This window comes from Tersicoccus sp. Bi-70, from assembly GCF_001968825.1.
Lineage (GTDB): Bacteria > Actinomycetota > Actinomycetes > Actinomycetales > Micrococcaceae > Tersicoccus.
The window spans coordinates 149,654-168,709 of record NZ_MIEU01000002.1; the positions used below are offsets into that span (position 1 = coordinate 149,654).

The 19,056-nt window shown below is 71.1% G+C and carries 13 protein-coding genes and 2 tRNA genes; 6 read left to right on the plus strand and 9 right to left on the minus strand.

The window, feature by feature from the left end; all coding sequences use genetic code 11:
• Positions 1-34 precede the first annotated feature (34 nt).
• From BGP79_RS00860 to BGP79_RS00870, 3 genes are all read right to left on the minus strand, one after another.
• Positions 35-3,388 (minus strand): efflux RND transporter permease subunit, encoded by a 3,354-nt coding sequence (locus BGP79_RS00860; protein ID WP_076692802.1) that lies wholly within the window; start codon positions 3,386-3,388, stop codon positions 35-37.
• 60 nt (positions 3,389-3,448) lie between these two features.
• A complete protein-coding gene (locus tag BGP79_RS00865; RefSeq protein ID WP_076692803.1) occupies positions 3,449-4,933 on the minus strand; it encodes a malate:quinone oxidoreductase in 1,485 nt (494 codons plus the stop codon).
• 139 nt (positions 4,934-5,072) lie between these two features.
• A complete protein-coding gene (locus BGP79_RS00870) occupies positions 5,073-6,746 on the minus strand; it encodes an ABC transporter substrate-binding protein (protein ID WP_233120997.1) in 1,674 nt (557 codons plus the stop codon).
• A 227-nt stretch (positions 6,747-6,973) separates the two neighbouring features.
• Here BGP79_RS00870 and BGP79_RS00875 point away from each other — a divergent pair, with 227 nt between their 5' ends.
• Together BGP79_RS00875 and BGP79_RS00880 are read left to right on the plus strand one after the other, a co-directional pair.
• Positions 6,974-8,836, plus strand: a complete 1,863-nt coding sequence (locus tag BGP79_RS00875) for an ABC transporter ATP-binding protein (RefSeq protein ID WP_076692804.1) — start codon at positions 6,974-6,976, stop codon at positions 8,834-8,836.
• Between the two features lie 195 nt (positions 8,837-9,031).
• Positions 9,032-9,970, plus strand: a complete 939-nt coding sequence (locus BGP79_RS00880) for a type IV toxin-antitoxin system AbiEi family antitoxin domain-containing protein (protein ID WP_076692805.1) — start codon at positions 9,032-9,034, stop codon at positions 9,968-9,970.
• Positions 9,971-10,098: 128 nt separating this feature from the next.
• Here the strand turns inward: BGP79_RS00880 and BGP79_RS00885 are convergent, their stop codons facing one another.
• From BGP79_RS00885 to bcp, 5 genes are all read right to left on the minus strand, one after another.
• A complete protein-coding gene (locus BGP79_RS00885) occupies positions 10,099-11,055 on the minus strand; it encodes an ABC transporter permease (RefSeq protein WP_076692806.1) in 957 nt (318 codons plus the stop codon).
• Positions 11,052-12,056, minus strand: a complete 1,005-nt coding sequence (locus tag BGP79_RS00890) for an ABC transporter permease (protein ID WP_076692807.1) — start codon at positions 12,054-12,056, stop codon at positions 11,052-11,054. Before BGP79_RS00890 ends, BGP79_RS00885 begins: the two co-directional genes overlap by 4 nt.
• A gap of 144 nt (positions 12,057-12,200) precedes the next feature.
• On the minus strand, positions 12,201-13,889 hold the full coding sequence (locus BGP79_RS00895; RefSeq protein WP_083701439.1) for an ABC transporter substrate-binding protein: 1,689 nt from the start codon (positions 13,887-13,889) through the stop codon (positions 12,201-12,203).
• Between the two features lie 178 nt (positions 13,890-14,067).
• A tRNA-Leu gene (locus BGP79_RS00900) sits at positions 14,068-14,148 on the minus strand.
• Positions 14,149-14,212: 64 nt separating this feature from the next.
• Positions 14,213-14,680, minus strand: a complete 468-nt coding sequence (bcp, locus tag BGP79_RS00905) for a thioredoxin-dependent thiol peroxidase (RefSeq protein ID WP_076692809.1) — start codon at positions 14,678-14,680, stop codon at positions 14,213-14,215.
• Between the two features lie 137 nt (positions 14,681-14,817).
• Between bcp and BGP79_RS00910 the strand changes: the two genes are divergently transcribed.
• The 3 genes from BGP79_RS00910 to BGP79_RS00920 all read left to right on the plus strand — a co-directional run bounded on the left by BGP79_RS00910 (position 14,818) and on the right by BGP79_RS00920 (position 16,652).
• On the plus strand, positions 14,818-15,294 hold the full coding sequence (locus BGP79_RS00910) for a MarR family winged helix-turn-helix transcriptional regulator (RefSeq protein WP_076692810.1): 477 nt from the start codon (positions 14,818-14,820) through the stop codon (positions 15,292-15,294).
• A 133-nt stretch (positions 15,295-15,427) separates the two neighbouring features.
• Positions 15,428-15,500: transfer RNA gene (locus tag BGP79_RS00915), tRNA-Lys, on the plus strand.
• Between the two features lie 111 nt (positions 15,501-15,611).
• A complete protein-coding gene (locus BGP79_RS00920) occupies positions 15,612-16,652 on the plus strand; it encodes a nitronate monooxygenase (RefSeq protein WP_076692811.1) in 1,041 nt (346 codons plus the stop codon).
• A gap of 78 nt (positions 16,653-16,730) precedes the next feature.
• On the opposite strand, the gene BGP79_RS00925 is transcribed toward BGP79_RS00920, so the two are convergent.
• The gene (locus BGP79_RS00925; RefSeq protein WP_083701440.1) at positions 16,731-17,927 is read right to left on the minus strand and encodes a sorbosone dehydrogenase family protein; all 1,197 of its coding nucleotides are present in this window, start codon (positions 17,925-17,927) and stop codon (positions 16,731-16,733) included.
• A 141-nt stretch (positions 17,928-18,068) separates the two neighbouring features.
• Here BGP79_RS00925 and BGP79_RS00930 point away from each other — a divergent pair, with 141 nt between their 5' ends.
• Positions 18,069-19,010: an NAD(P)-dependent oxidoreductase gene (locus tag BGP79_RS00930; protein ID WP_076692812.1), complete on the plus strand. Its 942-nt coding sequence runs from the start codon at positions 18,069-18,071 to the stop codon at positions 19,008-19,010.
• Positions 19,011-19,056: the final 46 nt, after the last annotated feature.

Genomic DNA, 19,056 nt, shown 5'->3' on the forward strand with positions numbered 1-19,056 from the left:
GTCAGGGCCGGTGCCGCCCGTTCCGGCCGCGCCGTCACTCGGCGGCATGGCGTCCTCGGTGGGCGGCGGCGGTGGAGGCCGCTCCGGCCGCCCCGGCGAACTCCGGTGCTGCCCCGCCACCGGGGGTGGTGCCGTCGGCGTCGTTCGTCAGCGCGTCCGGTTCGCCGCTCTGCCCGTGCCGGGCCGCGCGGCGCTCACGCCAGCCCTCGAGCAGCCGGTACAGGACCGGAACGAGGACCAGGGTCAGCGCGGTCGAGGAGACCAAGCCACCGATCACGACGACGGCGAGGGGCTGGGAGATGAACCCGCCGCCCCCGGTCATCCCGAGCGCCATGGGGATAAGGGCGAAGATCGTCGCGAGCGCCGTCATGAGGATGGGCCGCAGACGCCGCCGGGCCCCGGTGGAGATGGCGTCGGACAGACTCATCGCCGGGCGTCCGGGTGCGGGCCGGCGGTACTGGTTGATCAGATCGATGAGCACGATGGCGTTGGTGACCACGATGCCGACGAGCATGAGCAGCCCGACCAGGGACGCCAGGCCGAGGGGGATCTGGGTGGCGACCAGCAGGCCGATCGCGCCGGTGGCCGCGAACGGCACCGAGACGAGCAGGATCAGCGGCTGGGCGAGCGACTTGAAGGTCGCGACCATGATCACGTACACGATGGCGATGGCCGCCAGCAGCGCGAGACCGAGCTGCCGGAACGAGTTGGCCTGCTGCACGGCCGCGCCGCCGATGGTCGCCTCCGCGCCGGTCGGCAGCGTCAGGGTGGACAGCCGGTCCTGGACGCTGCGGCTGACGGCGCCGAGGTCCGTGCCCGCCGGGGTGACGGAGACGACCGCGGTGCGCCGACCGGTGGAGACGGTGATGCTCGTGGCCACCTGCTTCTCGCTGACGTCGGCCAGCCGACTGAGCGGGATGGTGGTCGGGCCGGCCGGGATGGGCAGGTTCCGCAGCGTGTCCACGCTGGTCAGTGCCGGCGGGTTGCCGATCTTGACCTGGTAGTCGGTGTCGTTCAGCCGCACGGTGCCGCCGGGGATGGGGGAGAGGCGGGCGGCGAGGATGCCGGCGAGGGCGTTCTCGTTCACGCCGAGCCGCGCGGCGGCGGCGCGGTCGACCGACACCTGGACGACGGGCTGGTTGGCGGCCAGGTTGCTGGAGACGTCCCGCGCGTCGGAGACCCCGGTCAGGCCCTTCACGACGACGTCGTTGGCCCTGGTGAGCAGGTCCGAGGTCGCCGCGCTGATCGTGACGTTGACGGTGCTGCTGGTGCCGAACCCGCCGCTCTGCGTCGAGAGCGTCACGGTCCCGACGTCGCGCAGGTCCGTGACCGTCCGGCGCACGGTCTCCCGCAGCGCGGTCTGGTCCCGCTTCTCGTCGGTGATGACGGTGTACTGGGCGGTGGAGGCGCCGGCGGTCAGGAAGGTGGAGAGCCCGCCGCTGGCGTTGCCGATGTTGACCTGCACGGTGCGGACGCCGTCGATGCCGCGCAGCGTCGACTCGACCCGCTTCGCGGCGTCGCTGGTGGCCTGCAGGCTGGTCCCGGCGGGCAGCGCCTGCTTGATCGAGAAGCTGTTCTGACCGCTGTCGCCCAGCAGGTTGGTCTTCATCATGGGCAGCAGCAGCGCAGTGATGGCCAGGATCAGCGCGGCGGCGGCGACCGTGATGACGGGATGGCGCTGGGTGCCGCCGAGGATCGGCAGGTACGCCCGCTGCAGCCAGGGCAGCCGGCCCCCGCGGCCGCGGTCCTCCGGCGCGTCGACGGACGTCGTCGCCGTCGACGCGGTCGTCGTCGTGTTCGCGGCCGACGCACCCGCGACCGGAGCGGCGTGCGCCGGTGCGCCCGTCGTCGCGGGCCGGTTCCGTCCGCGGCGGGCGGCGCGGCGCTCGGCGCGGGTGCCCCGGACGGGCTTGTCGCCGAGGAACCAGTAGGCGAGCACGGGGACGATGGTCAGCGCCACGATCAGGGACGCCAGGAGCGCCATGGTGACGGTCAGGGCGAACGGCCGGAAGAGCTCACCGGCGAGGTCCCCGACGAAGGCGATCGGGGCGAACACGGCGACCGTCGTCAGCGTCGACGCGGTCACGGCCCCGGCCACCTCGCGGATGGCCTCGAGGATGGCCTGGCGCTTGGGCTGGCCGTACTCGAGGTGCCGCTTGATGTTCTCGATCACGACGATCGAGTCGTCCACGACGCGGCCGATCGCGATCGTCAGCGCCCCGAGCGTGAGGATGTTCAGCGAGTACTTCAGCCCCGCCATGCCGATGAAGGTGATCAGCAGGGACAGCGGGATGGAGATCGCGGTGACCAGCGTCGAGCGCACCGAGAGCAGGAAGACGAGGATCACCAGGACGGCGAAGCCGAGGCCGAGCAGGCCCTCGGTCGTGAGGTCCTTGATCGACTTCTCGATGAACGGCGCCTGGTCGAAGACGGTGATGAACCGGGCGTTGCCACCGACCTCCGCCTGCAGCTCCGGCACCAGGTCCCGGACCGCGTGGGAGATGCCGACGGCGTCGCCCTCGGGCTTCTTGGTGACGGCCACCGACAGCGTGGCCTCCCCGTTGGTGCGCGTGATCGACGTGGCGGTGTCGTCCGTCAGGGCCACGGAAGCGACGTCGCCGATCGTGACGACCGTCGGGTCGGTCCGACCGGACACCGGCAGGGCCCTGACCGCGGCGAGCGAGGTGATGGGCGAGCCGAACTGCACGTCCAGCGCGTTCTTCCCCTGTCGGACGGTGCCGGCGGGCACCAGGTCGCCGTTGTTCTGCAGCGCGTCGCGGATGGCGGTGACGGACAGGCCGGCGCGGGCGAGCCTGGCGTTGTCCGGCAGGATGCGCACGGACTGGGTGGCGCCACCGGCCACGTCGGCGGACCGGACGCCGTCGATCTTCTGCAGCTTCGGCACCGCGCTGGTGGCGAGGCGCTGCCGCAGAGCGCTGAGCGACTCGTCGCCGGAGGAGACCGCAAGGTAGACGATCGGCAGGTCGGAGATGCTGCCGGTGATGGACTGCGGATCGGCGTCGTCGGGCAGCTGCTGACGGGCGTTCGAGATGGCCCGGTCCACCTGGCTGCGCGCCCGGTCCAGGTTGGTGCCGTAGACGAACTGGAGGTTGATCGTCGAGACCCCGGAGCGCGACGTCGCCGTCGAGGAGTCCAGGCCCTCCACGGCGTTGAGCGCGGCCTCCAGCGGCTCGCTGACCTGCTTGTCGATCACCTCGGGGCTGGAGCCGGGCAGCGACGTGATCACCGAGACCTGCGGGAACTCGATCGACGGGATGAGCTCCTGTTTGAGCGAGCTCATCGTGATCACGCCGAAGACGGAGGCGAGCACGGTCACCAGCGCGATCAGCGCCCGGTTGGCGAGCGAGAGATGGGCGAGGCGGAACACGGTGGTGCCCTTCGGTGCGGGGCCGAGCCCCGGACACGGGTGGCGTCCGGGGCGGGTGGGTCAGGCGAGCGCCAGGGCGCGGTTGGTGGCCTCGAGCACCTCGTCGGCGAGCTGCGGGTTGTCGTTGAGCTTCTGGCCGTAGGACGGGATCATCTCGGTCAGCTTCGAGGCCCAGCGGTCCGCGTAGGCCGGGAACGAGCGCTTGAGCAGGTCGATCATGATCGACGTCGCCGTCGAGGCGCCCGGGGAGGCGCCCAGCAGTGCCGCGATCGAGCCGTCGGAGCTGGTCACCAGCTCGGTACCGAACTGGAGCACACCGCCGCGCTTCGCGTCCTTCTTGATCACCTGGACGCGCTGACCGGCCGTGATCAGCTCCCACGAGCCCGGATCGGCCTCGGGATAGAACTGGTGCAGGCTGTCGTTCTTCGCGGAGCGGGACTTGAGCACCTCGGTGACCAGGTACTTCGTCAGGTCCATGTTGTCCTTCGCGACCGCGAGCATCGGGATGATGTTGTTGGTGCGGATGGACAGCGGCAGGTCCAGGTAGGTGCCGGTCTTGAGGAACTTGGTGGAGAAGCCGGCGTACGGCCCGAACAGCAGGGAGCGCTTGCCGTCCGCGAAACGGGTGTCCAGGTGCGGCACCGACATCGGCGGGGCACCGACGGACGCCTGACCGTAGACCTTCGCGTTCTGCTGGTTCGCGATCACCGGGTCGGTGCACTGCAGGAACTCGCCCGAGACCGGGAAACCGGCCAGGCCCTTGCCCTCGGGGATGCCGGACCGCTGCAGCAGGTGCAGCGCGCCGCCACCGGCGCCGATGAACACGAACCGCGCGTCGACCGTGGACCGGGCGCCGGTCAGACGGTTCTTGACGGCGACCTGCCAGCGGCCGTTGGTGCCGCGGGTGATGTCGGTGACCTCGTGGCCGTAGGCGACCTCGGCGCCGTTGCCGGCGAGCTTGTCCGTCAGCTGACGGGTCAGTTCGCCGAAGTTGACGTCCGTGCCGCCGACAACGCGGGACGCGGCGACGCGTTCACCGCGGCCGCGACCGGCCATGGTCAGGGGGGCCCACTGGGCGATGACGTCGGGGTCGTCGCTGTGCTCGATGGTCTCGAACAGCTTGTTGGGCTTGAGCGCCTCGTACCGGGTCTTCAGGTAGCGGGCGTGGTCCTCGCCGAACACCAGGCTCATGTGGGCGACGGGATTGATGAAGCTCTTCGGGTCGTGCAGCACGCCCGTGTCGAGCAGGTGGGACCAGAACTGCCGGGAGAGCTGGAACTGCTCGTTGATGACGAGCGCCTTGTCGGCGCTGACCGAGCCGTCCTTGGCCTGCGGCGTGTAGTTCAGCTCGCACAGGGCGGAGTGGCCGGTGCCGGCGTTGTTCCACGGGTCGGAGCTCTCGCTGCCCGCGCGGTCCAGCCGCTCGAACATCCGGATCGTCCAGGTGGGCTCGAGCTGCTGCACCATGGTGCCCATCGTCGCGCTCATCACGCCCGCCCCGATGAGGACGACGTCGGCCTTCTCGGTGCCTGGTTCTCCGGACATTGACAACCCTCCATCAGCAGTATTGCTCGCTTGACGAGACTACCGTCTGGCACCGACCGCTCCGAACCGGCTGCTGCGCATCGGACCCGCACCGAGCCCGGGTCGCGCCCCGCACCGGACCGCGTCCGGGGCCGGGGGATCAGTTCAGCCGGACGGCGTTGAAGACCTCGTTGAAGGTCGACGAGACCGGGTACGAGGCGACCCGCGGGGAGAGGGCGAGGGCGGAGATGGGGAAGGCGAGCGGTACCGCGGGCAGGTCCGAGGAGATCTGGTCGGCGATGTTGCGGTACGCGGCGGTCCGGTCGGCGCCGTCGGGCAGGGTGCGGGCCCGGGCGATCTTGGTCACCACCTGCGCACTGCGGTAACCGAACTCGGGGGTGGCGGCGCCGAAGAGCGGCCCGAGGAAGTTGTCGGGATCGCGGTAGGCCCCGGTCAGGCCCATCAGGTGCAGCCCGTGGCCGGCGCCCGCGACGACGTCGTCGGCGTACCCGTCCGCCCACGCGACCGGCACCGGCTTGATGTTCAGGCCCACGACGGTCAGCTGGCGCGCCAGCTCGGCGTAGACCTTCTCGGGGGACGCCATCCACGGCAGGGTCACGTTGCGCGGGTAGTAGAACGGGATGGCCTGACCCCGGTACTTCGAGGCGGCGAGCAGTTGCTTCGCCTTCGTGATGTCGGTGTTGAACTCCTGCACGTCGTCACTGGTCACCGCGAGTCGGGGCGGCACGAACTGCGAGGCGGAGTCCGTGCCGTCGATGAAGTAGTTCCGCAGCAGGGTCTGCTTGTCGATCGCGTAGGCGATGGCCTGGCGTACCTTCAGGTCCGAGAGCGGGCCGAATTCCTGGTTGATGCCCAGGTAGGCCACCGAGTAAGGGTCCCGCTGGATGATCTGCTGGCCGGTCTGGGCGAGCGGCGCGAAGGCGTCGCGGGTCACGCCGTCGAACCCGTCCACCGTACCCGCGCTGAGGGCGGCGAGCCGCTGCAGGGGATCCCGGATGGTGCGGAACGTGAGCGAGCGGATCTGCCCGCGCTCGCCCCAGTAGGACGCGTTGGATTCGAGCACCACGTCCTGTCCCGTCCAGGAGACGAACCGGTACGGCCCGGTGCCGACGGGGTGCTGGCCGAAGGCCGAGATGGGGCGGCCGTTGCGCCGCTGCGTCAGCTCGTCGGCCTTCATCGACGTCAGGGAGGCGGGAGAGGCGACGGCGAAGGCCGGAGCGCTCAGCGCCTTGAGCAGGGTAGGGAACCGGTCGTTCAGGCTCAGCACCACCGTGGTCGCGCCCTGCGCCCGGCAGCCCCGGTAGGTCGAGAGGTCGGCCTGGTCGGAGTACGCGGCGAACACGTTCTTGAAGGTCAGGCTCGCCCGGTCCGAGCGCAGGGACACCGGCAGGCCGTACCACCGCTGGAAGTTGGTGCAGACGGCGGCGGCCGTCAGCGGGGTGCCGTCGTGGAAGACCACCTTGGGCCGCAGGGTGAAGGTCCAGGTGCGTCCGTCCGGTGACGTGGTCCACGACTGGGCCAGCGACGGCTTGGGTTCGGCGGTGTTCGGGTCGGCCGTGACCAGGCCCTCCATCACCTGCCGGCTCACCCGGGTGGCCTCGACGTCCCGGGTCAACGCCGGGTCGAGGCTCGACGGCGCGGCCGGGGTGGCGAACACGAACGAGGCGGTGGGGCCGGCGGCGGTCGTCGTCGAGGACGTCGGGCTCGGCGCGGGCTGGCCCCCCGTGCAGCCGGTCAGCAGCAGCGCGGCGACGGCGGCGGAGGCGACGGCCAGGTGTCCTCGCGCACGGCGTCGAGCAGGCGGGCGCGTCACCGTCCGTCTCCTCTCGCGTCGGGGGTCGCTCGACCGGCAGACGGCCGGGACCGGCGCGTGCGGATGAGCGGGGGGAACAAGGCGCCAGTCTAGCCCAGCGGACCGGCTCGTCCGGGGCAGCCGAGGCCGTCCGGACCGGTGCTGTCCGCGGTGTCCGCGGACCGGCACGAGGGCGCCGAGACGGACTGATGCGGCGGGTCGGCGCGGTTGTGAGGCAGCATGGTGACATGGACAACACGGTGCCGACGACGGCCGACACGGATCCGACCGCCTCCCCGCTGCTGAGCGTCACCGACCTCTCGGTCAGTTTCGGCACCGCGCACGGGCCGGTGGCGGCCGTGCAGGGCGCCTCGCTCACGCTGCATCGTGGACGCACGCTGGCCATCGTCGGCGAGTCGGGGTCCGGCAAGTCGACGACGGCGATGAGCGTGATCGGCCTGCTGCCCGGCAACGGGCGGGTGACGGGCGGCTCGATCGCCTTCGACGGTCAGGAACTGGTCGGCCTGCCGGAGTCGCGGATGCGTTCCATCCGGGGCCGGCAGATCGGCCTCGTGCCGCAGGACCCGATGTCCAACCTCAACCCCGTGACGAAGATCGGCACCCAGGTCGCCGAGACGCTGCTGGTGCACGGGCTGGCGACGCGCAAGGACGTCGACGCGAAGGTCGTCGCGGTGCTCGAGGCGGCCGGTCTGCCCAACGCCGCCGAGCGGGCCAAGCAGTACCCGCACGAGTTCTCCGGGGGCATGCGGCAGCGGGCGCTGATCGCCATCGGGCTGGCCTGCCGCCCGCGGCTGTTGATCGCCGACGAGCCGACCAGTGCGCTCGACGTCACCGTCCAGCGCACCATCCTCGACCAGATCGGCGCGATGACCGAGGAACTCGGCACCTCGGTGCTGCTCATCACCCACGACCTCGGGCTCGCCGCCGAACGCGCCTCCGACGTCGTCGTCATGCACCGCGGCCGGGTCGTGGAGCAGGGGCCGGCGCAGCAGATCCTGCAGGACCCGCAGCATCCCTACACCCAGCAGCTGGTCAAGGCCGCGCCGTCGGTGAGCGTCGCCCGGCTGCAGCCGGCGGCGTTCGCCCACGGGTTGACGGCGGTCGAGGCGGACGGGACTCCCGCGGCGTCCGTGGCGTCGGGCGCCGGGTCTAATGCCGGCTCCGCCGCTGAAGCGTCGGCCGCGTCTCCCTCGGCCCTCTCCTCGGCCGCGTCCTCCGGCGCGTCGGCTGCGTCGTCTCCCGCCGCCGGGTCGTCGGCTGCGTCGGCTGCGTCGTCCCCCGCGACCGGGCCGACCGACAACATCGTCGAGATCGACGGGCTGTCCAAGATCTTCAAGGGCCGCGCCGGGGCCGAGGACTTCCGCGCCGTGCACGAGGTCAGCCTGCAGATCCCGCGTGGTTCGACGGTGGCGATCGTCGGCGAGTCCGGTTCCGGCAAGACGACGACCGCCCGGATGCTGCTCAAGCTGATCGAGCCGACTGCCGGGACGATCACCTTCGACGGCGCGGACATCACGACGCTGGACCGGGCCGCCGAGAAGGACTTCCGGCAGCGTGTGCAGCCGATCTTCCAGGACCCGTACTCGTCGCTGAACCCGATGTTCACCATTGGCCGCATCATCGAGGAGCCGCTGTCGACGTACCACCGCGGGTCGAAGTCGGAACGGAGTGCGCGGGTGCGAGAGCTGCTCGAGGCGGTCGCGCTGCCGGCGTCGATGATCAGCCGGTACCCGGCGGAGCTCTCCGGCGGTCAGCGGCAGCGCGTGGCGATCGCCCGGGCACTGGCCCTGCAGCCGGAGCTGATCGTGTGCGACGAGCCGGTGTCCGCGCTCGACGTGCTCGTGCAGGACCAGATCCTGCGCCTGCTCGGCGACCTGCAGCGCGAGTTCGGGCTGAGCTACCTGTTCATCTCCCACGACCTGGCCGTCGTCCGCCTGATCTCGGACTACGTGTGCGTGATGAAGGACGGCGAGCTGGTCGAGGCGGCCACGTCGGAGGAGATCTTCCTCAACCCCCGTCACCCGTACACTCGCACGCTGCTGGCCTCCATCCCGGGCAACGAGCTGGGCATCGAGGCCGAGGCGTCGTAGCGTTCGGGCGCCCGACCGCTGAGTTAGCGGCCATTTCACGACGTGCCCATGTTCTTCCCGCGTGTTTCGAGAAGAACCCGCTAGGTCAGCGGTGCCCGATGGCTTCTCCGGTACGGTGGCTGCCATGACGCCGCCGTTGTCCACAACTCGGACCGATCCATTCCGCGGTGACGGTGTCCTCCGGCACAGTGAGCCATGCCTATTCTCCGCGCGGTCCCGACGTCGACGGAACTCGGTCTCCGGTCACTTAGCCAGCTCGAGAACAGCGGCTACAGCGCCAATCGGGTCGACCGTCTGGTCCGTTCCGGGGTCCTCGTCCGCGTGTGGCGCGGCTACTACCTGCGGGCATCCGCCTGGTCGGCCATGCCGGAGAGGGAACGACAACTGGTCCGCCTGTTCTGTGCGCAGGGGTCGACCGTGGCGGGCCCCCGCGTGCTCTGCCGGGCCAGTGCGGCGCTGGCCCACGGCGTGAGCCCGCTGCGCATCGACACCGCTGTCCATGTCCTCTGTCCTTCGGCTCGATCGACGCAGCTTCGTCACGCGGGTCTGCGATATCACGCCGCCGACGAGGACAGCCCCGCGGTGCTGTTGTCCAGCGGGTTGCGCGCGACGGACGCGGTGCGCACGTTCACCGACTGTGCCCGGCATCTGCCGCACCGTGACGCGTTGGTGATCGCCGATCAGCTGGTCGCCGACGGGCTGGATCTTGCCCCGGTCCACGCCTGGGCGATCTCGCATCCGGGGTGGCGAGGCGTGGCCCGGCTGCGGCTCGTCCTCGAGCGCGCCGACCCGCTGGCGGAATCGGCGGGAGAGACGTTGACCCGGATCCGCTTCCACGAGTGGGCGATCCCGCTGCCGACCGGCCAGTTCGAGATCATGACGCCGGTCGGACTCTTCCGGGCTGATTTCGCCTGGCCCGGGGCGATGGTCATCGTCGAGTTCGACGGGAAGGTCAAGTATTTCGGCGACACCCCGACCGCGGACGTGCTGTTCCAGGAGCGGCAGCGCGAGAAGGCGCTGGTGGCCCTCGGCTGGACCGTCATCAGGACCGATTGGGTCGAGGTGAACCGACGCCCGGAAGCCCTGCGCGCGCGGTTGATCTCGGCGCTCGCGCGGTCCCGACGGCCGGCGTAGGTCGTCCCCGTGGAGCTCCCGGGCAGCGAGTTAGCGGGTTCTTCACGAAGAGGCCGGGAAAATCCCTGGCATTCGTGACGAACCCGCTAATTCGGCGGCTTGAAGGCGGAGCCCGGCGGGACCGGGCCTCAGACGCTGCGCGTCTTCGGGTCCAGCGACTCCCGCAGTGCCTCACCGAGCAGCGTGAAGCCCAGCGCCGTGATGGCGATGCAGATGCCGGGCAGGAACGCCAGCTGCGGCGCGACCGCCAGCTCGTTCTGCGCGTAGGTGAGCATGCGGCCCCATTCGGCGGTCTCCGGTCGGCCGCCACCGAGCCCGAGGAAGGACAGTGCGGCCGCGTCGATGACCGCCGTCGCCAGCGTCAGCGTCGCCTGCACGATCACGGGCCCGATGCTGTTGGGCAGCAGGTGGCTGATCGTGATGCGCCCGGGGGAGAGACCCAGGGTCCGGGCGGCGAGCACGTAGTCCGCGCCGCGCTGCGAGAGCATCGACGAGCGCAGCAGCCGGGCGAAGATCGGCACCTGCGAGGCGCCGATCGCGATCATGACGGCGGCGGAGCCCTGGCCGAGGACCGCGGCGATGCTCACGGCGAGCAGCAGGTTCGGCACGGAGAGCAGGACGTCGACGACGCGCATGATGATGCTGTCCACCCAGCCGCCGAAGCCGCCCGCGAGCAGGCCGAGCAGCATGCCGCCGGCCAGGCCGAGCGCGGTGGAGACGATGCCGATCAGCAGCGATGCCTGCGCGCCCCAGATCAGCTTGGACAGCACGTCGCCGCCGAACCGGTCCAGGCCGAGCGGGAAGCCTTCGACCTCCCCGAAGCCGGGGATGTGGGTCGGGGTGATGTACTGCCGGCCCGGCAGGTCGTCGCCACCGTGCGGGGCGAGCACCGGTGCGAGCACCGCGACGAGGATGAACAGTGCGACGATGACGGCGCCGGCGATCGCGGCCGGATTGCGCCGCAGCCGCAGGTACGCCTCCCGCCACAGGCTGCCGCCGCCGCGGGCGTCGACCGGGGAGCCGGGCGTCGTCTCGGGCGCCAGGCCCGAGGTGGGGGTGGAGGACGGGGGAAGAGTCGCACTCATTGCACACGCACCCTGGGGTCGATGAGGCCGTAGCTGACGTCCACGATCAGGTTGATCAGCGAGTACATGATCGCGATCAGGATGATGAAGCCCTGCAGCACGGGATAGTCGAGGTTGAAGATGGCGTCCCGCAGGAAGCGGCCGACGCCGCTGAAGGCGAAGACGGTCTCGGTGAGCACCGCGCCGGAGATCAGCAGGCCGAGCTGCAGACCGATCGTCGTCACCACCGGCAGCAGCGCGTTGCGCAGCACGAACCGGTTACGGATGGTGGACTGCCGCAGCCCCTTGGCGCGCGCGGTGCGCACGTAGTCCGCGTTCTGCACCTCGAGCACGGAGGCGCGGGTGATGCGCACGATGATGGCCAGCGGGATGGTGCCGAGCGCGATGCCGGGCAGGATCAGGTGCGTGAAGGCGTTCCAGGCCGAGTCGTACTCGCCGGTGAGGAAACCGTCGAGCACGAAGAACCCGGTGGCGTGCGTCGCGTCGATCCGCGGGTCCTGGCGCCCGTCGGTGGGCAGCCAGTGCAGCTGGATGGCGAAGATCCACTTGAGGATGAACGCGAGGAAGAAGACGGGCACGGTGATGCCGAGCAGGCTGAGCACCACGGACCCGTGGTCGACGACGCGGCCACGGTGACGCGCGGCGACGTAGCCGAGCGGGATGCCGATGCCGATCGCGAAGATGAGGGCGACGATGGTCAGCTCGATCGTCGCCGGGAACCGGGTGGCGAACTCCTCCAGGACGGGACGGCTCGTCGTGATCGACGTGCCGAAGTCGCCGGAGAGCAGCTTGCCGACGTAGGTGAGGTACTGCTCGAGGATCGGCCGGTCGAAGCCGTACGCGGCGTTGATCTGGGCGACGGCCTCGGGGGTGGCACGATCGCCGAGCAGGGCGGTCGCGGGCCCGCCGGGCAGGGACCGCACCCACGCGAACAGCAGGATGGACAACCCGATGAGGGTGGGGATCAGCAGCGCGATGCGTTTGCCGATGACTCGAAGCACGGTGCTCCTCGGGGCACGGCGGGCGGCGGCGTCACGAGGACGGCCGCCGACGGCCAGGGACGGATGCCCGGGTGGAGCCCGGGCCACGGAGACAGGACGGCCGTGAGCCGCCGGCGGATGACCACCGGCGGCCCACGGTGCGGATCAGCTGGTCAGCTTGATCTCGTTGAACACCTCGTCCTGGACGGGGCTGGCGGGGTAGGACTCCACGCGGGACGCGAAGCCGAGCGACGGCGCCGGGTGCGCCAGCGGGATGCCCGGCACGTACTTCATGATGTCGTCGTTGATCTTCTCGTACAGCGGGGTCTGCTGCTCCAGCTTGCTGACGCCGCGGGCCTTGGTCAGCTCGTCGAACAGGCTCTGGTTCGTGAACCCGAACTCGGGCTTCTCGTGGCCGAAGAACACGCCGACGAAGTTGTCCGTGTCGTTGTAGTCACCGGTCCAGCCGAGCAGGTGGATGCCGTGGTCCGCGGTGCCCTGCACCTTGTCCAGGTAGTCCGGGGACCACTTGAGCGGCTTGGGGTTGACCTTGATCCCCACCTCGGCGAGCTGGGCGCTGAGGTTGGTGAACGTCTGTTCCGGGGTCGGCATGTAGGGCCGCGACACGTTGGTCGGGTAGTTGAAGTCGATCGTGAACCCGTTGGGGTACCCGGCCTCCTTCAGCAGCTCCTTGGCCTTGTTCTTGTCCGTCGGGTAGGTCGTGACGTCCTTGTTGTAGCCGTTGACCGACTCGGGCACGAACTGGTTGGCGACCTTGGTGCCCTCGGGCAGGGTCTGCTTGACGAGGGCATCCTTGTCGATCGCGTAGGCGATGGCCTGACGCACGCGCACGTCCTTCAGCTCCTTCTTCGCCTGGTTGAAGCCCAGGTAGAGGATGTTGAAGGGGTCGCGCTGGATGACCTTCATGCCCTTGTTCTTCAGGGACTGCGTGTCGGCGGGCGCGACCAGGTCGTAGCCGTCGATGCTGCCGGACTCGAGGGCCTGACGACGGGCGTTCGCGTCGTCGATCACCCGGAAGATGATCTTCTTGACCTGGCCTTTGTCACCCCAGTAGCCGTCGTAGGAGGACAGCTCGATCTGCTGGCCGACGTCCCACTTGTCCAGCTTGTAGGGCCCGGTGCCCACGGGGTGGCCCTTCGCGTACTCGCTCAGCTGCGGCGAATCGGCGGTGCCGGCCACGGTGTTGGCGCTGTACTTCTGCATCGCGGTGGGGCTCTGCATGCCGAACGCGGGCAGCGAGAGGGAGGCGATGAAGCCGGCGAACGGCTTGGCCAGGGTGACCGTGGCCTGGTTGTCGCCCGAGGCGGTGCAGGACTTGTAGACCGCGTTCTGCGGCTTGTCCTTGTAGCCCTTGAACAGCGACGTGTAGTAGTACGCCAGGTTCTCGGACTGCTGGATGCCCTTGAAGTTGTACCAGCGGTCGAAGTTGGCGCAGACCGCCGCGGCGTTGAACGCGGTGCCGTCCTGGAACTTGACGCCCTTCTTCAGTTCGAAGGTGTTGGTCAGGCCGTCGGCCGACGTCTTCCAGGACTCGGCGAGCAGGGGCGCGGGGTCGGCCGTGCCGGGCTTGGTGCCGACGAGGCCCTCGAAGACCTGCCGGCTGACGCGGAACGACTCGCCGTCGCTCGCGAAGGCGGGATCGAGGGTCTTCGGGTCGGACGACGCCGCGAAGACGAACGTCGAGTTGACGGAGCCGCCGCCGTTGCCGGATTCCGTCCGCTGGCTCTGCACGCAGCCCGAGAGCGCGAGAGCGCTGGCGACGAGGACCGCGGTGGCCCCCACCGCGCGGGCACCCGAGCGCCTCCGGCGGTTGGCCGGGGGTGTTGCTGACATGGCATCTCCTCCGATGCGAGTGAATGGCGTCCGCCCTTGCGGCCCGCCCCGTGGGCGGCTGTGGCGCGCCTCACGTTGGTCAGGAGCCTAACCCGCGCGCCGCCGCTCGGCGGACGACCGCCACGGCTGCGCCGGAGGAATTCACGTGCCGGCAACACGGCCGGGCACCGGGAGAGGGTGCGCGAGGCGGGACTCGAACCCGCACGCCAGGGGCACAGGAACCTAAATCCTGCGTGTCTACCAGTTCCACCACTCGCGCGCTCGGAGAGCGCCGTCAGTCTACCGACGGCGCTCTCGTCGGGGACCGCCGACCGGCCCGGACCTCAGTCGATGCCGAGGTCGCGCCGTAGTTTGGCGACGTGGCCCGTGGCCCGGACGTTGTACTGCGCGTTGGTGACGACGCCGTCCTCGTCGAGGACCACGGTGGAGCGGATCAGCCCCTCGTAGGTCCGCCCGTAGTTCTTCTTCTCGCCCCATGCGCCCCACGCCTCGGCCACCGCATGATCGCCGTCGGAGAGCAGCGGGAAGGTCAACGCCTCCTTGTCGGTGAAGGACGCCAGCTTCGCGGGCGGGTCGGGGCTGATGCCCACGACGGCGTAGCCGGCCGAGGTGAGGGAGGCGAGGCTGTCGCGGAAGTCACATGCCTCCTTCGTGCACCCGGGCGTGCCGGCGGCCGGGTAGAAGTAGGCCACGACCTTGCGTCCGCGCAGGTCGCTCAGCCGCACGTCCGTGCCGGTGGCATCGGTGAGGGTGAACTCGGGGGCGGAGTCGCCATTGCTCAATCGCTGCATGGTTGCGCACTTTCGGCCGGAGCGGGCGGGAGGTGGCGACGTCGCCGCGACCAGCGTATCCCGCGTGATCGCGGGGAAGGAGGGCGGTCCGCGCGTCGTGAACCATCAGTCGGCTGACAAACGCTATAATTCTAGGCATGCCTGAGCCGTCACTCTGGCCGACGAGCCGCCTTCTGTCGACGGCGGCCCGTCTGGTCGAACACTCCTGGAATGAAAATCTCGCGTCCATCGGCGTCACGCACGCCGGTGTGATCGCGCTCGACGTCCTGGCGACCTACGGCCCCATGACGCAGGCGCGTCTCGCCTCGCTCGTGAAGGTGCAGGCCCAGACCATGGGCAAGACCCTGCACCGCCTGCAGATCCACGGACACGTGAGTCGGCAGCGGGACGAGCAGGACCGTCGCAGTCACGTCGTCACGATCACCGACGCGGGTCGCACCGCCCTCGAGCGCTCCCGGCGCATCGAGCGCGAGCAGCTGCCCGGGGGCGACCGCACGAGCGACGAGCTGCGCGGCCAGCTGGTGGACATCATTGCGAGTCTGGGCGACGCCCGGTGGCAGAACTCGGGCATGCTGCCCGACGACGAGGATCTCTCGTCGGTCGCCGGATCCTGAGGCCCTGCCGCCCGGGTCGTCCGCCGATTTCGTGAACGGACGAACCTGCTGCTAGGCTTTCATGCTGTTGCCGACGACGTCGGACGGCGGCCCTGACGGGGCCGGGAACCGCTCGCGACGCCGCACGGAACATGCGCCTCTAGCTCAATTGGCAGAGCAATTGACTCTTAATCAATGGGTTCTCGGTTCGAGTCCGAGGGGGCGCACCCCACCAGGAACACCCTCCGGTCCATCGGGCCGGGGGGTGTTCTGCTGTCCGGATCCTTCTGTCCGTGCACGACGGATCTCCGGGTCACGACGATGAGAGGATCGGCGACATGGCCGACACCTCCGATCTCCTCGCCACCGACCTGCCGATCGTCGCCGCGCCGATGGCGGGCGGTCCGGGTTCGACGGCGCTGGCCGGTGCGGTCGCGGCGGCCGGCGGTTTCCCGTTCGTGGCCGGCGGCTACCTGACCGGCGCCGCCTTCGCCGAGCAGGTGCGCGCCGTCCAGGCGCTCGGCGTCCCCTTCGGCGTCAATCTCTTCGTGCCCGCGGATGCCGCCGACGACGAACTCGACATGGCGGCCTTCGCCGCGTACGCCGCCCGGCTGCAACCCGAGGCCGGACGCCACGGGTTGACCCTGGACCCGCGACCGGTCACCGGCGACCGCGACGCGTGGCCCGAGAAGCTCGAGCAGCTGCTCGCCGACCCCGTAACCGTCGTCTCCCTCACCTTCGGCCTGCCCGCGACCGCGGACATCGCGGCGCTGCGCCGGGCCGGCTCCCGCGTGCTGGCCACCGTGACCACTGCGGAGGAAGCCCGCGCCGCGCGCGACGCCGGCGTGGACGGACTCGTCGTGCAGGGGCCGGCCGCGGGCGGTCACAGCGGTACCTGGGACCCGGCCCGCACGATCACCCCGGTGCGCACGGCCGACCTGGTCCGCGACGTGGTGGCGGCCGCCGGCCTGCCCGTGATCGCGGCTGGCGGTGTGGACGGAGCCGACGCCGTCCGGGACCTGCGGGCCGCCGGCGCCGAGGCCGTCGCGGTCGGCACGCTCCTGCTGCGCACCGACGAGGCCGGCACCACGCCCACCCACCGGAACGCCCTGACGAACCCGGCGCTCGGCCCCACCGTGATCACCCGCGCCTTCACCGGCCGGCCCGCCCGCGGCCTGCGCAACGGCTTCATCGACGCGCACGAGTCGGCGGCCCCCCTGGGATACCCGGCCATCCATCACCTCACTCGGCCGCTCCGCCGGGCCGCGGCGGACGCCGGGGACCCGGACCGGGTGCACCTGTGGGCCGGCACCGGGTACACGAAGGCGCGGACCGGCCCGGCCGGGGACGCCGTCCGCGATCTCGCCCGGCTGCTCTGACCCGGCGCTCGATCCCGGACCGGCGACCGGTGTCCGTCTCCTCGTCCCCGACTCCGGCAGCGGCGCCGCCGACCGGTGTCAGGAGGGGGTGACCCGCAGGATCGCCGACTCGGTGCCGTTGTCGGTGAGCACCCACAGCGACCCGTCCGGTGCGCGCTCCACGTCGCGCATCCGCCCGTAGCGGCCCTGCAGGTGCGCCACCGGCTCGCCGGCCCGGTCCCCGTCGAGCGGGATCTGCCACAGCCGCTCCCCGCGCAGAGCCCCGACCCAGAGCGCGCCGTCCACGATGGCCGCGCCGGACGGCGAGCTGTCCGCCGTCGACGGCCACACGACGGCCGCGTCGAGGTACTCCGACCGGTGCGGGGCACCGGTCACCTCCGGCCAGCCGTAGTTCCCGCCCGCCCGGATCAGGTTCACCTCGTCGTCCACCGTGGGCCCGAACTCCGTGGCCCACAGCCGCCCGGCCGTGTCCCACGCCAGGCCCTGCACGTTGCGGTGCCCGTAGCTGTACACGGGGGAGTCGGGGACGGGGTTGCCGGGCGCCGGCTGCCCCTCGGCCGTGACGCGCAGGATCTTGCCGTTCAGGGCGGTGCGGTTCTGCGGGGCGCTGCGATCCTGCGCGTCGCCGGTGCCGATGTAGAGGAAGCCGTCCGGCCCGAACGCGAGGCGACCGCCGTTGTGCGTCGTGTTCTTCGTGATGCCCGAGAGGATGACGCGGCCGTCCGTGAGCCGGCCGTCGGCGTACCGGAAGGACTCCACCCGGTTGTCCTCGGCTGCCGTGTAGAAGAGGAAGACGCGCTGGTCGGTGCGGAACGTGGGGGAGAGGGCGATGCCGAGCAGACCGCCCTCGCCGGCCGGCCGCGCGGCGTCGATGTGGCCCACCTCCGTCACGGCGCCGTCCCGCACGAGGGACACGGTCGCCGGGTTCCGCTGGGTCACCAGGGCGCCGCCGTCGGGCAGGAAGGCGACGGCCCACGGGGTCTCGATCCGGTCGACGACGGTGCTGACCTGCGGCTCGGCCGTCCGGGCGGGACCGGTTGATGACGACGGCGACGGCGAGGAGGCCGGGGACGCGGACGACGACGAGGACGGTGTCGACGTGACGGGCGACGTCGCGGTGTTGCCGGCCGTGCACCCGCCGAGCAGGAGCGAGACGAGCACGAGGGAGGCCGCCAGGGCGGCCCCGGAAGCCCGGGAGTCGCGGGCGGGAGAGGGGCGAGCGCGCGTGCCGGTGCCCGGGTGGGTGCTGCAGCGGGTCGACGCGTGGGGTCCCATGGGAGTCCTCCGTCTCGGGTACGGCGATGGTACGCGGCGTCCCCGACCGTTCCCCGAGCCGATCCGTTTTCTCCGGCGGACATCGCCGGAGGAGCCCGGGCCGAGGGGGGACGGGCGGCGGCCATGGCTAGGGTGGACGACATGAGCCCGACGCGCACGCTGACCGTCTCCGTCCCCGAACGCTGGATGCAGGAGAGCATCGGCGATGTGCCCGGCGCGGACGTGGTGGTGTGGGACGTCACCGGACCCGCGCCGCAGGACCTCGCGGACCGGCTCGAGGCGGTGGTGCTGCCCTATGCCCGCGGTTACGACGGGGAGGTCGTCCGTGCCCTGCCGCACCTGGCCACCGTGCTCACCACCACGACGGGCTACGACGGCGTCGCGGAGAAGGTCGGCGACGGGCCGGCCATCGTCACCGCCGCCGGTGTGCACGCGGCCGCGACCGCCGAGCTCGCCGTCGCCCTCGTCCTCGCCTCGCTGCGCGGCATCGACGTCGCCGCGCGGGACCAGGCGCAGGAACGGTGGCGCCCGCAGCGCCGCCGCTCGCTCGCGGACCGCCGGGTGCTGCTGGTGGGCGTGGGCGGCATCGGCGAGCAGATCGCCCGCCGGCTGGACCCCTTCGAGGTCACGCTCACCCGGGTGGCCTCGCACGCGCGGACGGACGAGCGGGGACCGGTGCACGGCACGGACGAGCTGATCGACCTGGCCGCCGATCACGACGTCCTGATCGCGATCACCCCGCTGAGCGAGCAGACGCACCACCTCGTGGACGCGCGGGTACTGGCCGCCCTGCCGGACGACGCGCTCGTCGTCAACGTCGGCCGCGGCGCCGTCGTCGATACCGAGGCACTGACGGCCGAGGTGACCGCGGGACGGCTGCACGCCGCCCTCGACGTCGTCGACCCCGAACCGCTGCCGGCCGGCCACCCGCTGTGGTCCGCCCCGAACGCCCTGATCACCCCGCACGTGGGCGGCAACGCCTCGGCGTTCGAACCGCGCATCGTGGAGCATCTCCGGCGCACGTTCGGCGAGCTGGCACGCGGCGAGGAGCCGGCAACCCTGGTCCGGCGCGCCTCGCACTGACGGATCGGGATGGATCGAATCAGGACACGCCCGGCTCGGCCGGCCC